The sequence below is a fragment of the Curtobacterium sp. AC272 genome, from assembly GCF_979258155.1.
Window position 1 is genome coordinate 1,799,183 of sequence record NZ_OZ409838.1, and the last position, 14,617, is coordinate 1,813,799.

A 14,617-nucleotide genomic window follows, 5' to 3' on the forward strand; every position below is an offset into this window, starting at 1 on the left:
GCGGAGTGTCCACGGTGATCGGGCCGAGGGCTTCGCTGAGTTCGTCGAGGGACACCACTCGGTATTCGGAGGTGCCAACCTCACGCAGTTTGATTGAGGTGCCGTAGATCTCCACGACGGCGTACTGGCCGCCGTCAAGCGGAACGACGTCTCCAACGGTGATGGATCGGTAAGGCATGTCAGGGTCTCCAAACGAGGGTGTTCATAGCGAGGGCGGCGGTCATGTCGAAGCAGAGTTCGCGGTGCCAGATGAGGTTGTAGAGGCCAGCCAGTGCGGTTGGGCCGGGAGTGCGTTGGGTGAAGGCCCAAAGCGCTCCGAACGGAGTCGGTTCGTTAACGAGCCCGAGGAGCGCGTCGGCGAGAGTGTCGTCGGGGAGATTGCGATGGTGTCGGTACGCGGCGAGTAGGTCGAGGTTGTGCCGGTAGGTGAGGGGTACATCGACGATGAGTCGATGTGACCAGCCGATCTGTGCGCAGGCGTCCGCGGTCTTGGCGAACTGTTCGACCGCTGCTTCGTCGACTAGCGCCGCGGGGCGAATGTTGCAGACGACTTGGCGTCCGTCGCGGAGTTGCAGGAACGCGTCCGGGTAATGGTGTGTGCCATCGGCGAAGTCAAAGCGCAGGGGTTGCGTGCAGATCCCCGCGACGTCCTCGCTGTGGTCGAGGAACATCAGCGCCGTGTACTCCTCCATAGACTCATGCCACACGTGGTGCCCGGTCTGCTCGAACCAGTAGTGCCCTTCCGTGTTGCGTTTCAGCGGATGCGTGCTCGGGCGCCGCGACGGCTGGTTCCGTGTCATGGGTTCGTGAAGTAGCTCCGACGTCGCACGTGCACTGCGAGTGCGGCCTTGCTCAGTTCGCCAGGAGACGGAGGCGAGCCCGGCAATAGTGGTCCCGCTGATGTGGAACGCTTTGCCAACCCTCATGCTGCGGTCCGCTTCCGGAACGAGATGCGACGGCGCGGTGGGCGGCCACCGACGGACGGGCCCGACCGACTGGGCGTGGCTGTCCATCGGCGACATCGAACTGTTCTCATCGGCGGTCGCGCATCGTCGTCAGCCGCAGATTGCGTGAGCATCGGCACCTCCATGCGTTGTCGTCATCGGGCTTGATGACGGGCGAGACCTACCGTGCGCCCGACGGCAGGCACGTGCCGAACACCGCGGGTGGAGCTTCTGGCTGGGCGTCCACCCACGCAGGACGTTCCCGAACCACCCGCGGTTCGTCCGTGTCGGGCACGATCGCCCCTAGCGACGTGTATGTGACTACACAGCAAAGGGGCGTTCTGCGACCTCTCGCGTTTCTCAAACGGCGACTCATGACCTGTAAACATGGGGCGACTGTAGGCGACCGGAGGTTTTGCAACGCGCAACGCGCCGATGTCGCATGTGCACAAAAGTTCACAGACATAACACATATGGGCAGCAACCGAGGGCTGCCCACTCAGCGAGGCAACACGTCGAAGCGAAACGACACCGGGGGCTAGTGCCCCTACCAGCCACCCGCAAGGGGCCGCAGGACGCCCGGTCCATCCGGACCGGCGGAACGCCACGTACCGAGCCGCCACCGCACCGCCTCCGATGACGCCCGGCGGGCGGAGATGACGAGTTGCGGAAGGGCAGCCAGTGAAGTCGGACGAACGGAGTTAGGTCGGGTTGGAGGTTCCGTCGGACGTCGTGTCAGACCGGTGTGAGTCGCTGCGCTCGGTGCGAGCTTGCTCGACCCAATTCGCGATCGTTCGATTGCTCACACCGATCTGCCGGCCGAGCTCACGCTGCGATATCGCTCCGCTATCGACGACGGAGAGAACCAGCTGGCGGATGCGGCGCGCTTCGGACTTCGCACGACGGATGGAGTAGTGAATTTCCAGAACCGAGTTGTCAAAGTCATTCGTGGGAGTCATGCCTCTGCCTCTCTTGCGTCAGTTCCGACTCTGCGACGCGCGGGTCTGGGGGAATGTTCCAGCATCGTCGAGCGACGAGAAGTGAACACTGGGCACCAGAGACTATCGGCCGTGTCTTGAGTGACCCCACGGGTACAGCTTCGGGCATTCCTGAGCCGGTCACGCTGAGGGGAACGCACACTGCTTGAGCCACCGAGTCGGGCCAAACAGTGCCCTCGTCGCGCCGACCAGCGTAGCCGCGCGACAGCAGCTCGCACCACTCGGATCAGGCCCTTGTCACGCGAGGCCCTCCCGGTCAGCTTTCGGATGCTCCAGGAAGTCATGGCGTTGCCGTTCGCTGGGTAGGGCAGCGTAGGGAAGGAAAGCTGCGAGCGCCCCTGGATGATCGAGCCCCGCGGCCTGCAGGATTACCGCAATGGGCGCCCCCGAGTTCAACATCGTCACAATCCAGGTTGCCCGAAGTCGCTGCACCTGTGGATGTGGGTCCGGAGCTCGGTGGGTGAAGTTGGTTATTGCGTTGGGGTACTCACGGGTCCGCTGTGGCCGGAAGAAGTAGCAGGCGGGGTCGGAGGGCGCGGACGGGACGATCAGCGCGTAATCACTGCGGACGGGGATGCGTCGCGGGCGGCTTCCGTGCACCTCTATCGTCACTCGGCTGCCGCGCCTGTCAATGTCACCAGCACGTAGACCAATGATTTCTCCTGCGGTCAAGCCGGCCCCAACAGACAGCGCGATGAGCGCGTGCGCGTTGCGGCGTCGGTCCAGAGTTGGCTGGGCACGCGCCCATGAGAGCATCCCGAACAGTTCGTCATCGGAGTACGGCTTGTGCCTGTCCTGCCTCGACGGCGCTAACCGCGGTCTCGGTGCCAGCGGTGCTCGGCGAACGCTTTCAAGCAGCACGAGCCGCGTCTCTCGTGCGCGCAGAGGGAGGCTGTCGCATCCGGTTTGGCGGTAGAAGTTGAGGACCGCACGGTCAAACAGCTGCTCCTTCTGCAAAGGAAGTCCGAGCGACCAACCCCACGTTGCGAACTCGCACACTGCGAGGAACGCAGCCCTGGCTTGCGCCGCGGGGAGCGATGCGTTCGCGACGAGCAACGATGCGAACCCCCGCACGGCGCGCCCGAGCACCAGGTCGGCATCGCGGCCTGGAGCCTCAAGTCCGTCGATCGGCAGCATACGGCTAATACAATAGCCACTGCTGGGGCTGCGCGCACGACCTAAACTGCTTTGACTGGTCGTGCCGGTGAGTCGCCGCGGTCACGCAGTACCGCATCGCACCGCAGTAAAGATGGAGAGCGCATGAGCAACTGCCCGAAGTGCCGACGGGACGTCATCGACGAGGAAATCGCTCGCCTACCTCAGCGCATCACGAGGTGCCGCCGCGAACAAAAGGTCATGCGGACGGCACTCGCGGCAGGGACTGGTCTCGACATCAGCACACTGAAAAGGATCGAGCGGAACCAGCCGCCGACGATCGCCCAGCTGGTGAAGATCGCCGATTTTCTTCGCGTCGCACCCTGGAGTCTGCTCGGGACGCTACGCGCTTCGAACGTCCGGGATCGGTCCACGGTCACCTCAGTTCGATACGGCAGGTGGGGCCTCTTGCACAGCGACACAACCCACACCAACCCGGTCGAACTCGAGCTCGCGGCTGGAGCGTCGGACGGATTCTGCTGGCATGACGGCGATGAATGGCTGTACGTCGTCAGCGGGACTGTCGAGTTGCACCTCGCTGGTGACGAGACTCCGACCACGTTGTCAGCTCGCGACGCAGTCGACTTCGATGCCTCAATTCCGCACTCCATCAGCAACGTCGGGGCGGCATCGGCGGTCGTGCTTCGGCGGATGACGCGATCCGGGCTCACTGAGCATCTGCACGGCGAGGCGGCTATGTCCGACGGAAGCTGGGAAGACGATCCGGAGAGCCGGGCGCCGATGAACGATGAGGTGCTTTCCCGTTGATGCTCCCCTAGCGGACTAGAGCGAGGGCGGGCCGCGGGTGGTAGCGGATGGGCTAGCAGCAGCACGGCGGAGCACACGTACGGTACGACGACAGGGCTCTGCGCGGTTGCCGGCACTACTCAGGTGCCCCACCTCTCGACACTCGGTCCGGTGCGGCCACCGAGGCAACGCATGGGGGCGGCGGACCGAAGGACGTTCGCCGTTTGCTCCCGGGACCCTCACGCTCACCTCCGGGCATGCTCGCCCGATACAGGCAGGAGTAGGTCACTCTCGTCGCGGTGGCCACCCGCCCCACTGCCTTTGCGCAGGCCTGCGGCAGTGCTTCTGTGCGCTGGCCGGCATGGTCGCCCTGCGCCACCCCACCGCGATCAGGCGGAGCCCGCCGCTCCGGGCTGAACGAGCGTTGCAGCACCCTCGTGAGGCCCTGGCCGGCGGAACAGAGCTGACGCGCCCCGTGCCTCACGGGCCTTTTCATCACGGGCTTCACTGACAAGAGGCGGCCGGCAGCGCAAGGGCCGTTGGGCTCTTGCTGGACCTGGCGCCTGTTGTCGAATACAATCGACATAGGACGTCCGCGCAACGCCTTCCGCGGCTCGCCCTGGCAGTTCCGACGTCTTGACGCCGCCCTGATTGAAGGCAACGGCTTGCGGGCTTTCCGACTTCGGCGAGGTAACGGTGAATGAGCAGGACGACGACGACATTGCCCTGAATCTGGCGGAGTCGGAGCATCAGATGACGAATGCGAGCGAGCCCGCCGCCGTCCGCGGAGTGAGGAGGATCCGCTTGGCCGACCTGCGCAACCAGACTCCCCGGACCTGGTGGCGCTCTACGCCGAGGTCCAGGACGGCCAAGCCCTCATCCCGGGGCTGAAAATGGGCGTCGGCGCGCTCACCGTGCAGCGGTGGGACTCCGACTACGCCGCCACCGGTTGGACACTGTACGGCGCGGACCTCACCCTCGACCTGGGCCACCCGTTCGGTGCGATGTTCTACCGCAACGACGAAGACGGTCGGGTGCTGCGTGTCGGGGTGAAGTGGCATCCGCCGATGCAGCAGCTCGAGTTCCCCGCCCTGCACCCGTCGAAACCGGAGCTCACCTCGGATTGCACCGACGAGGAAGTCGCCGCAGTGGTCCTCGACGCGCGGAGTCGAATCGGCACACTGGTCGCGGTGAACGCGCAGATCGGTTCGTTCGTCGCCACTGAAGAGTCAGAGAACGCCATCCTCGACGCGTCCGGCCTCGGGCTCGAACGCCTGTCGGAAGACGACCCACGGCTGGCCGGCGATGCCTGACCGCGAACCGCCGCGGTGCGGGCCGGTGCCGTTGCGGCTGCTGTCGTTGTCGGCGCAGTTCGACGGCGTCATCTGGCCGACGTTGGTCGGGATGACGTTCACGAACTCGACCGGCGTCGCGATCCTGCAACGCCACGTCAACGTTCGACCGTCAGAGAACGGGTGGACGCTCACGCTCCTCAGCGGCATACCGCTGACCGATCCCGCGGACCCGCTCACGGAAGCGGCGAGGCAGGTGATGGACATCCTGGCCGAGCTCCGGCAGGTCGGTCGCGGTGTGGAAGCGGCGGAGTCTGCCGATGTCTGACCGGAAGTGGGTGCAGGACATCCGTCAGCAGCAGACGATCCTGTCGCTGCCATTCGGGCTCGGATACACCATCGACATCACCGACACCCTCACCGCCCTATCAGCGGCGGGGATGCCTGCTCGTGTGGATGCGTTCGACCGGCTCCGCTTCGACGACGGCCGGACTGCGTTCCTCGCCACACCCGACCCCACCGCCACCATCGACGACGGGGCTGACGACGGCCGAACCGATGATGTGATCCTGCTGCCGGGTGGGTCGGAGGGTGGGGTGCTGTCGTTGGTGCGCCGGTACCCGGACCTGGTCGTGGTGAATGGGAAACGCGGGCGCGTCTGGGCGAACGGCCGGCAGGTGCACGGGACGTCGCTGCAACGGGATGCAACGCCGGGGTGGCGGAACGTGTTCGCGATTGCTCGCACCATCGCCATGCATGGTGGCGGCACGCATGACGTCGCGGACCGCATCGGCATCCCCGCCGATGTCGTACGCGCAGCCATGCCGGCCCTCGGAACCCACGTGTTCCACACGCCGCTCGGATGGGAAGCCCGAAACCGGGCCGCGCTCATCGACTGGTGCATCGCCGCGTATCCAGGCGTCGGCGGAGTCCGCACCTGCTGGAAGCGCGGCGGCACCCTCGACGCGCAAGCAGATCAGCTCATCGGGCTGGGCGGAATCATGTCGGACCGGTGGGCGGCGCAGCAGTCCGGCGTCCTGGTTCCACCGAACCGCCTCACCGCGTTCTTCGACCACCATCCCGACATGCAGGCACTCGGGTACGAGCCCGCCAGTGCGGACGACTCGACGGTGAAGATCGTCATCCCGCAGGACACCACCATCCTGACCGCCGCCGAGGGGTGCTGCACGGACGACTTCATCACCGCGCACGTCATCTACGAAGACAGCTGGGTGACCGCGAACACGGACGCGGTGAACGGGCTGCGGCAGCTGCTGCACTTCCAAGCGGACCTCGCCCACGACCTCCGCTGGCACCCCAGCGGCAGCTGAAGGGCGACTCCGATGACCCTGCAGATCCTGTCCATGACGTTGGCGTACGACGACACCCGCTTCTTCGGCGCCGTCATGTTCACCGACACGGACCACCCCGACGAACCACCCCCGACCGTCCTCATCGACCACACCGACGAACCGCCCTGGTTCCGGCTCACCAACGTCGACCCCACCGCGCAGGACCCATCCAACCCGGCGATGGTCGAAGCGGACCGCATCATGCGATTCATCCTTCGCTACCCCCTGAACGCATCGGCCGCGCCGCCGCCGACTGCCCCCAGCCCTGAGCCGCCCCGCTCACGCCCGATCTCTGGAGGTCACCCTGATGATGCGTCTGGTGTCCCTGCACCTCTCGAACGACCGGATCCTCTGGGGGCACGTCCTCCTCGAAGACACCGACAACCCGGACGCGCACCTGGCGCAGATCCTCGTCCGCCCCATCGACGTCGAGCCCGGATACGAGCTCTACGACAAGCACAACACGGTCCTGTCGGCCCTGACGGTGCCGGCTGTGCGGGAAGCGAACCGCATCGTGCAGACCCTCCTTATCCCCGCCTCGGAGGTCGCCCGACGTGAGAAAGCCGTCCGGACTGTGATTCACTCCGGCTACCTCGAAGGGGCTCCCGACGACATCCCTTGGCAATCACAACTGTGGATGTACGCCCGCGGGGAGATCAGCCGGGAGCAGCTGCACGCCTACACCGACCAGCACCGGCAGATTCCCCGCGCGCGCGGCGTCGCCCCCGTCGAGGGAGCGGACGTGCCCCAGGACTGGTGGCAAGCCACCCAAGCCCGCATACGCCGCCACCTACTCGACTCGACACTCACCGAAGCGGAAGCAGCCGCGGCCCTGCAGATCAGCATCGACGACGTCGGCGAGCTGTTCGGGTCGAACCGGCTGCTGAGCTTCGACCTTGATGGGGAAGAACGCATCCCCGATTGGCAACTCGTCCGACCCGCCCTCCCTGAGTTCGGTGACCCGTGCTCGCTGCTGCCCGGCCTAGATGTCCTCTACGCGGCAGCACCGCAGCCGCTCCTCGACGCCGCAGCAATGACCGAGTTCATGACCACACCCCGCACCTTCCTCACCGTCGACGATCGAGTCCTGACCCCGCTGGATTGGATGCGGGAAGGCCGCCCCCTCACGACGATCGTCGCGCTGTTCCGGGGACGGCAGTGGCGGCCATGACCAGCCGACCCGACCTGTTCCTCCTCAACATCGCCTTCGACACGACCGGCGTGCACGGTCACGTGTTCTTCCGCGACCTACCCAGCACCGAACTTCGGCAGGTCATGATCCGCAGCACCGACACCGGCAACGTCTGCGAACCAGTACACGGCGACGCCCGCGACGGATGGGAACCATTCCTCGAAGAGACCCGCTGGCTCATCGCACTCATCCGACCCGACACCCCAGAGGAACGCAGCTGATGGGGCCCGGACTCGAATGGGTCGCCGCCGCCTACGCCGGCAACCCGCAGATCACGATGCCGTATGGGCTCGGTGACACCACCGACCTCACCGACACTCTCCTGGTGCTGCAACTCGCTGGCCTCCGCGCGGTCGTGGAGACGCACGACACGATCCGCCTCGCCGACGGCCGACGCGCACGCATCCCAACACTCACCCAACGCCCCCGCGACGACCTGGCCGTCGACGCGGAACTGCTGCTGCTTGCACCGCGGACCGTGACGCCGACGCAGATCGCGCTCGCGGAACAGACCGAGACAGTCCTGCTCGTCGACGTCGACCGACGGCGCGTGTGGATCGACGGCAAACAGGTACTTGGCGTCCACGAACGCTGGAAGGACGCCGCACCGATCTACGTCACCTTCGCAGTCGCACGAATGCTCGCCGTCAACGGCGACACCTTTGACGGCCTGGTGCGGGCAGGACTCACACCCGGGCAGGTCGACGACGCGCTCGCCCGGCTCGGCAAACGTGTGCACCGCACCGACATCGGATGGGAGTCACGGCAGGTAGGTGGGCTCGTCGATTTCGCCATCGCCTGCTACCCCGGCCCAGGCGGTATCCGGACGAAGTGGACGTCAGACCTGCCACTCGCCGAGCAGGCGGAACGCCTCATCGGCGCAGGCTGTCGCATCTCCGGACGAGGCATCTCGGAACGACCCGGGTACCCCAAGATCAGGAAGCGAACCATGCCGTACCGGCTGGTCGCGTTCGCTGAACAAGAACTCGACATGACTGTGCTCGGGTTCGAGCCTGACACGGTCGGCTTCTCCGGCACCGAACTGATCCGTCCCGCGGACCCCACGATCTTCCTCACCGCAGCAGCCGCCGGATACACGGACCGAACCGATGACATCATCACCGCCAACACGCTCCTCCGCGCCGACCTTCGCAACGACGACGACGCAGCCTCGCTCGAAGAAGTCCGCGACCGGCTGCAGTTCCTCGCCGACACCGGCTACGACCTCCGCCACAACTTGCCCGACTGACCAGGACCGCGCAGGCCGGCGCACCCTTGACTCACGCCCGGTGCTTAACGGAGCTGCGCCAGACCCAGGCAGCGAGCTTCGTCTCGCCACGGCCGGCTTCCACCCAAACCGCGTCGCGTGTTAGTCGGTACGCTTGCGCGTCATTTCGACGGATCAGGCGATCGGGCAACTGGAACCACGCGTGCACCGGTAGCGGCTCAGCAAGATCAAGCACCTCAACTCCGCGAGCAGCTTCCTCAAGCGAGAACGGCTGTGCTGGCACCCAGCGGTCCGAACGACGACGACCCATGACCGCGAGAGTAGGAGCCGGCACCGACGTTCGAATATGGGACCTTCAGCGAGAATGCATTCGGACCATCTATCTGCGACAGAACCTACTTGCGGCGCTGGAGCGTGCTTGTCGGCGTTGCCTCGTCCGCCGGACGACCGGTCACTGAGACGGCGCTGGCGGCCGCGTGTTCGTACTGAGGACCTTCGCGAGTCGCACGGAAGGCTCGACCCCCAAACAAGGGGTCCATAGTGAGCGTCAGTCAGCATAGAGTTCACATGATCCAGGCGGAGCGCTCTCCGCAACCCCCGATCTCCCGGGAGACAACCCATCGACGAGATGCTGACCGCAGTGGCCACCGCACTAGGACTATCCAATGTTGTGCCTTTCGGGCAAGGCGGTCAGAAGATTGTCGCGTCTGCGGATTTCGGGGACCAGCCCGCAGTCGTGAAGATCGTGTTGGTGCCGGCGGGTCCGAACGGCCGAGTTGTGGTGGAAAGAGCTCATCGAGAGGTCGATCTGCTCGCGGCGGTTGATTCCCCAACGGTCGTGAAGGTGCTGACGGATGCGGTGGAGATTGATGATCCCGTGGAAGTCGTTTGCTGGGTGGAAGAACGACTCGACGGAGACGACCTCGACCGGCACTTCGATCGGCAATGGACCGAAGATGAAGCGTGGCTGCTCGCTGAAGACCTAGCGTCCGCTCTTTCAGCGTGTCATCGGGAAGAAGTCGTTCACCGCGACCTCTCGCCACGGAACATTCGACGCCTCGGTTCCGGGCGGTATGTCCTAATGGATCCAGGACTGGCGCGCCATCTCGCTCGAACGGCTCTCACTGGCATCGGCCAACCCGGGAGCTACGGCTGGATGTCTCCGGAGCACGTGCCAGGAGGCCGGGCAGTGCCGGCAAGCGACGTCTTCTCTGCCGGTGTTCTCCTCTACTGCGCACTCACCTCGACGCTTCCTGTGCCGTACGGGCACGATGATAGTGACTACTACCGGCGGCTTGCGCAAGAGGATGCCCCGTCAGTCATGCAGACACGGCCGGACATCTCCCCGGAACTGACTAACCTTGTGGACACATGTTTGAAGCGCCAGCCGGCGAGACGCTATCTTGACGGCGAAGAACTCCAGACAGCAGTGCGACGTTTTCGAGGAGGATGCGCATGAGCGGCGTCCTCATCCACGATGGTCGACGGATCGGCCACAGAAGCTGGACAGTTGACGCGGTACGCGCTGGACAGGCAAGCGGAGCCATCCTCACGCCGTTCTCGACCCCCAGGATTACCAAGCCCCGGCACCCAAACGTCCGGGAAGTCGCAGATGACGTTCGCGAGGCGGGTGGGGAAGTCCTCTTCGACGTCATGACACACGCGCGGCAGCTGGCGACTACAAACCGCACTGACTTCTACGATGAATGGGAGCTCTGGGGTCCGAGCGGGAGAGGAGTGGATACCGCAAACCGGCGCCTCGAGCATGTGGAGCGTGTCTTCTCATACCAGGCGGCATTGGGAACTCCGCTTCTTGCTCCGACGATCGTGCTGAGCTCGCCGGCTTCACCGGAATCAGGCTACGTACTCGAGTTGGCTAGTCTAGCCAAAGGAATAAGCGGCGCGGCTTGGCAGTCGATTGCCGGAACACCCGACTTCTGGGCATCAGGGCCACTACTGGACGCCTTCGTGGGAACGCTAGTGGGTCTCAAAGTGTCGACGTGGGTTTTGACCTTTGCGACGCCGTTAGTAGCTGAGGCTGTGCCGGACTTCTCGAACCTCGATGCTCATGTCGGGTTCGCGCGCACCGTCCACTCCCTATCTCTCAGGTCACGAGTAGTTGTCACTCACTCAGACTTTTCTGGGTTACCAGCAGTCGTGGCCGGCGCAGATTCGGTGGGTAGCGGCTGGGACCGCGGGCAGCGCTTCTTCGACCCGCAGACCTTCAAGATTGACTCGAACCCCGGTCCGCGAATCCCCGCGTCTTATGTTACACAGGGAGCGTTGAACGCGGTCCTTCGTCGCGATGCCGCTGAGGCGATTGAGCGCTATGACCCGCTCAGAGCTCGAGCGATCAGAGGGGGCGTCATGCCACCGAGCGACAGTGCGGAACGAGGTCACCACCTCACCCAGCTGTCGATGGCGGTGAATTCGATTGACCGGTTCTCCGATCGACCACTGCGCGTTGCCGCAGGACGGGCACGGTATGCGGAGGCGGCTCAAGGATTCGACGAAGTGATAGCCAGCGTGCCCGGCCCGATTAGGCCTACAGATAAGCAGAAGTGGGCGCTTGCGCCTGCGGCGGTCGTCGAAGCCTATGCCACCGCGGAAGGTTACTGACTCAACGCATCCGCGTGAAGTCGCTCGGCTAGGCGCTCCGCAAGCGCAAGCCGTCGTCCCGGCATCGGGCGCTGCAGTCTTGGGCGGATGATCCAGCGACGGCCGACAGCCAGGCCGACTCGGAGGTCGCCAAAACGCTCGGCTACAGAGGACAGGTCATTGGGTTCGCGCAAGAGCACCACAGCACTTGCGTCAGCCCATGTTGAGTATCGGAGAGCCTGGGCAAGGCCCCGGCGCCAATCGCTCACCTTTGCCTCGAGCGCGTATGCTCGTCCGGCTGGCGCAAATCCCTCACGACGTCTATAGCTTTTACCTTCTCGAAGAACGGCACCCGACCTGATGAGGGCGTTCATCCGGACCTCGGCTCTTTCATCCGACACTCCGAGCCGCCGCGCGCATCTGAGCCGCAGATCGCGTCTGTCGTTCGGAAAGCAACGCCAAGGCGGAGCTTGCCGACTCGGACGTATAGAAGGGTGGGCCCGCACCTGCTCGCTCGGCCAAGCCACGCAGTGCCCAGTCACTGCAAGAAGGTCGACCACCCCACGAGCCCCTCGAAACTCCGGAGCGAGGACAAGGCTGGCGGTTGCCCCAGGCAACCGGTGTGCGAGGTGTCGAAGGGCCGGCACGAGCTCCTGCTCGAGCACAGGTGCGAAGCGGGTGCTCAGTGGCTCGGCATCTGACAGCTCGATCATAGTGATCGGGCACTCTGACATCTTCCCAGCCTAGTGGCGCTCTCAGCCCCCGCCGTGACGTTGCCTGTGGGACCGGAATGGCCAAAACGACCGCTGTCGAAGCACGGTGACGAAGGTCGGCCTGGGCAATCGAAACGAAACAGTGCATCGGATTTGGACGAGAAGCGCCTCCCGCAGCTGCCGGTCCTGAGCACCACTCGTCCGGCTCGAAGCACTGCGCCTCTGCGGGAGACCGCCCCGATAGAGGATCGGCTACCGAGAACGCTTGGCCCTCCTGGTGACGCGGCGGAGGGGCGGGAGCTGCCGCAGCCGGGAATTCCTTCCCTCAAATTTGAGTTAGCGTCTCGTCTCTTCTGTCAAGGTGGAACGATGATCGATGTTGAGGGGCGCTTCGAGTGAGGTTCGGCGAGCGAGCGATTGTCGGGGAGTGGCTCGATTCTGTGGCGCAAGTGCTCCCGCTTCCGCATCGAACGGAACTGCCCTACACCGTAGGCGATGCGGTCGCTGAGTACGGGAACTGGGCGCGGTCCACCCGGCCGCGCGATTGGGGAAGGACAGTTCGCGAAAGACGCGAAGATCCTCCAGGCAGAGCTGCGGGCACAGATGGATGGGCTAGGTCCACGACTGACCGAACGGTTCGCGACTGTGGTCGAGCACTTGGTTGCGGCGACCTCGCAAGCAGACGTCTCACGAGTAGCGGACGCATTCGCCGAGTCCTGGTCGGTCGACGCGACTGTGTCGGAAGCATTTGCCGATCTGTGTGAGGCCGCACAGCAGCCGCAGGTGACAACTCTGAGGCTCCGCAAGCTCGCGGAAGTCATTGCTTCGCGTATCGGACCCGCAGCCCGCGGAGGAATCTCCGTCCTCAGTAGCGCTGCCGAGGCGCTCATCGGCTCCGAGGAGGATCTCGCACGGAGCCAGCGCGACTCACTCCCGGCGCCGTTCGGTGAAGCCGACAGGGTCGAGATGGCGAAAGCGACGCTTCTCGCCGAACTGCGCGGGCACGTTGTGGTCTGGCTCGTGTATTCGCGGGCGATCTCGGAGTTTCGCCTCGTAGCGGGGCCAATCACCTTTCTCGCAGCTGACTGGGCCTTCCAGGTCGCCTTCGGCGATGGCCCGAATGACTTCGTCGAGCGCGCTGAGCTTCGGTCTATGAAGCGCGACGTGTTCTGGCTGAAGAGCGCCGAAGAGGCTACGCAGGCTGCCAAGAACCGACTCGCGCTCGTCCGAGTCGATCTTGGTGAGCGCCCGGTTGCGGGTTCTATCGAGGACGCGCGCAGAAGAGTCGAGGCGCTGCTGAGTATCGCTGTTGAAGCGGGCGGTGTGTCTTGGCGAGACGCGGGAGCCAGCGCTGCTCTGGTCGACGGCGAAGTACGAATGTCATCCCCCTTCCTCCTACTCGACCGCCGCGTTGCTGGAGACGACACCTATGGCATGGCGGCCACCTCCGACCTCATGAAGAACGTCGCCGCTCAGCTCAACGACGCGCTCAGTCGGCGATCGATGCCAGAGCAGCTCGTCGAGGCGCTTGCCGCGCTCCGCCAGGCTCGAGTGACAGACCACCGCGACGTTTCGTTCTATGACGCGGAGGCGGTCCCACCACGAGTCGCCACTGCGTTGGAAGACCATGCAATGGAACAATTGGCGTCGACTTTGAACGTACATCCGCTGGAGCTTGCAAATGCGCTCCAGTCCCACGAAGCGCTCGCGCTCGCGGACCGGCGCTTGGCGCAGGGCCTGACTGCACCGTTCGAGCGGCAGTGGGCCTCGGACGATCGCGCGGCTCATGACCGCATCGAACGAGAGGTCATCGAACACTCGCACGACGGCGGCACCGTCTCAATTCGGCGAGTTGTGGAGCGCGCCGAGGAAATACGTGCTCTTGAGATGAGCGCCCTGCAGCGTTCCGACTTCGAGCACGCGCTCGAAGTGTGTACCAACCCCGCTCGAGAACATGAAGTGCTCACCAAGCTCTGGGACGAGACCACCGTGCTTCGTGCGCGGCATAGGCGTGTGCGCAACGCTGTGAACCACGGCCTTCCCCTCAACGCCTCGACGCTGTACAGCGTGCGCGACTACGCCGAACGGACCTCGACGGCAGCGCTCCACATGGCGCTCAGCTGGTTCAAGTCCGACCGTGATGGCTCGACGCTCGTGACTGCCCAAACACAAGCATGGTCGGACCGTCAGACACGACTCGATGAGGGTGTGAGCTGGCTGGCCAACGAGAAGCGCACGGGTGATGCGGACGAGTAATCATTGACAGAAGCGTGTCCTGACGAGGTGCAACCTCGTGGTCGCCGCACGATCCCCAACGACGCAGGCAAGCCCACAAATGAGCGCGATGACCAGCGCTTAGATGGGGCGAGTCAACGAAGCCGAACGCCGGCCCGGTAGC

The 14,617-nt window shown here is 64.8% G+C and carries 12 protein-coding genes; 10 read left to right on the forward strand and 2 right to left on the reverse strand.

Annotated features, from left to right (window positions below; genetic code table 11):
• Positions 1 to 179 precede the first annotated feature (179 nt).
• Together ACZZ0J_RS09235 and ACZZ0J_RS09240 are read right to left on the reverse strand one after the other, a co-directional pair.
• A complete protein-coding gene (locus ACZZ0J_RS09235; RefSeq protein ID WP_463436366.1) occupies positions 180 to 1,013 on the reverse strand; it encodes a TnsA-like heteromeric transposase endonuclease subunit in 834 nt (277 codons plus the stop codon).
• A 1,166-nt stretch (positions 1,014 to 2,179) separates the two neighbouring features.
• Complete coding sequence (locus tag ACZZ0J_RS09240) at positions 2,180 to 3,079, reverse strand: hypothetical protein (protein ID WP_463436368.1); 900 nt, start codon at positions 3,077 to 3,079, stop codon at positions 2,180 to 2,182.
• A gap of 123 nt (positions 3,080 to 3,202) precedes the next feature.
• On the opposite strand from ACZZ0J_RS09240, the gene ACZZ0J_RS09245 reads away from it, so the two are divergent.
• The 10 genes from ACZZ0J_RS09245 (at position 3,203) to ACZZ0J_RS09290 (ending at position 14,475) form a co-directional block, all read left to right on the forward strand.
• On the forward strand, positions 3,203 to 3,865 hold the full coding sequence (locus ACZZ0J_RS09245) for a helix-turn-helix domain-containing protein (RefSeq protein WP_463436370.1): 663 nt from the start codon (positions 3,203 to 3,205) through the stop codon (positions 3,863 to 3,865).
• Positions 3,866 to 4,683: 818 nt separating this feature from the next.
• Positions 4,684 to 5,157: a hypothetical protein gene (locus tag ACZZ0J_RS09250; protein WP_463436372.1), complete on the forward strand. Its 474-nt coding sequence runs from the start codon at positions 4,684 to 4,686 to the stop codon at positions 5,155 to 5,157.
• Entirely contained in the window at positions 5,150 to 5,464 is a 315-nt protein-coding gene (locus ACZZ0J_RS09255; RefSeq protein ID WP_463436374.1) for a hypothetical protein, read from the forward strand. Before ACZZ0J_RS09250 ends, ACZZ0J_RS09255 begins: the two co-directional genes overlap by 8 nt.
• A complete protein-coding gene (locus ACZZ0J_RS09260) occupies positions 5,457 to 6,467 on the forward strand; it encodes a hypothetical protein (protein ID WP_463436376.1) in 1,011 nt (336 codons plus the stop codon). Before ACZZ0J_RS09255 ends, ACZZ0J_RS09260 begins: the two co-directional genes overlap by 8 nt.
• Positions 6,468 to 6,807: 340 nt before the next feature.
• Positions 6,808 to 7,659: a hypothetical protein gene (locus ACZZ0J_RS09265; RefSeq protein WP_463436378.1), complete on the forward strand. Its 852-nt coding sequence runs from the start codon at positions 6,808 to 6,810 to the stop codon at positions 7,657 to 7,659.
• The gene (locus tag ACZZ0J_RS09270; protein WP_463436379.1) at positions 7,656 to 7,901 is read left to right on the forward strand and encodes a hypothetical protein; all 246 of its coding nucleotides are present in this window, start codon (positions 7,656 to 7,658) and stop codon (positions 7,899 to 7,901) included. The genes ACZZ0J_RS09265 and ACZZ0J_RS09270 overlap by 4 nt, the downstream gene beginning before the upstream one ends.
• Before the next feature lie 134 nt (positions 7,902 to 8,035).
• Complete coding sequence (locus ACZZ0J_RS09275) at positions 8,036 to 8,929, forward strand: hypothetical protein (protein ID WP_463436381.1); 894 nt, start codon at positions 8,036 to 8,038, stop codon at positions 8,927 to 8,929.
• A 715-nt stretch (positions 8,930 to 9,644) separates the two neighbouring features.
• The gene (locus tag ACZZ0J_RS09280) at positions 9,645 to 10,367 is read left to right on the forward strand and encodes a serine/threonine protein kinase (protein ID WP_463436383.1); all 723 of its coding nucleotides are present in this window, start codon (positions 9,645 to 9,647) and stop codon (positions 10,365 to 10,367) included.
• Positions 10,364 to 11,527: a hypothetical protein gene (locus ACZZ0J_RS09285; protein WP_463436385.1), complete on the forward strand. Its 1,164-nt coding sequence runs from the start codon at positions 10,364 to 10,366 to the stop codon at positions 11,525 to 11,527. Before ACZZ0J_RS09280 ends, ACZZ0J_RS09285 begins: the two co-directional genes overlap by 4 nt.
• A 1,337-nt stretch (positions 11,528 to 12,864) precedes the next feature.
• Positions 12,865 to 14,475, forward strand: coding sequence for a hypothetical protein (locus ACZZ0J_RS09290; RefSeq protein ID WP_463436387.1), 1,611 nt, complete (start codon positions 12,865 to 12,867; stop codon positions 14,473 to 14,475).
• Positions 14,476 to 14,617 lie beyond the last annotated feature (142 nt).

Excerpts from the sequence above, each read along its gene's own strand:
- ACZZ0J_RS09240 (WP_463436368.1), bottom strand. The coding sequence starts at position 3,079 with ATGCTGCCGATCGACGGACTTGAGGCTCCAGGCCGCGATGCCGACCTG.
- ACZZ0J_RS09255 (WP_463436374.1), top strand. The coding sequence starts at position 5,150 with ATGCCTGACCGCGAACCGCCGCGGTGCGGGCCGGTGCCGTTGCGGCTG.
- ACZZ0J_RS09235 (WP_463436366.1), bottom strand. The coding sequence starts at position 1,013 with ATGGACAGCCACGCCCAGTCGGTCGGGCCCGTCCGTCGGTGGCCGCCC.
- ACZZ0J_RS09270 (WP_463436379.1), top strand. The coding sequence starts at position 7,656 with ATGACCAGCCGACCCGACCTGTTCCTCCTCAACATCGCCTTCGACACG.
- ACZZ0J_RS09260 (WP_463436376.1), top strand. The coding sequence starts at position 5,457 with ATGTCTGACCGGAAGTGGGTGCAGGACATCCGTCAGCAGCAGACGATC.
- ACZZ0J_RS09245 (WP_463436370.1), top strand. The coding sequence starts at position 3,203 with ATGAGCAACTGCCCGAAGTGCCGACGGGACGTCATCGACGAGGAAATC.
- ACZZ0J_RS09285 (WP_463436385.1), top strand. The coding sequence starts at position 10,364 with ATGAGCGGCGTCCTCATCCACGATGGTCGACGGATCGGCCACAGAAGC.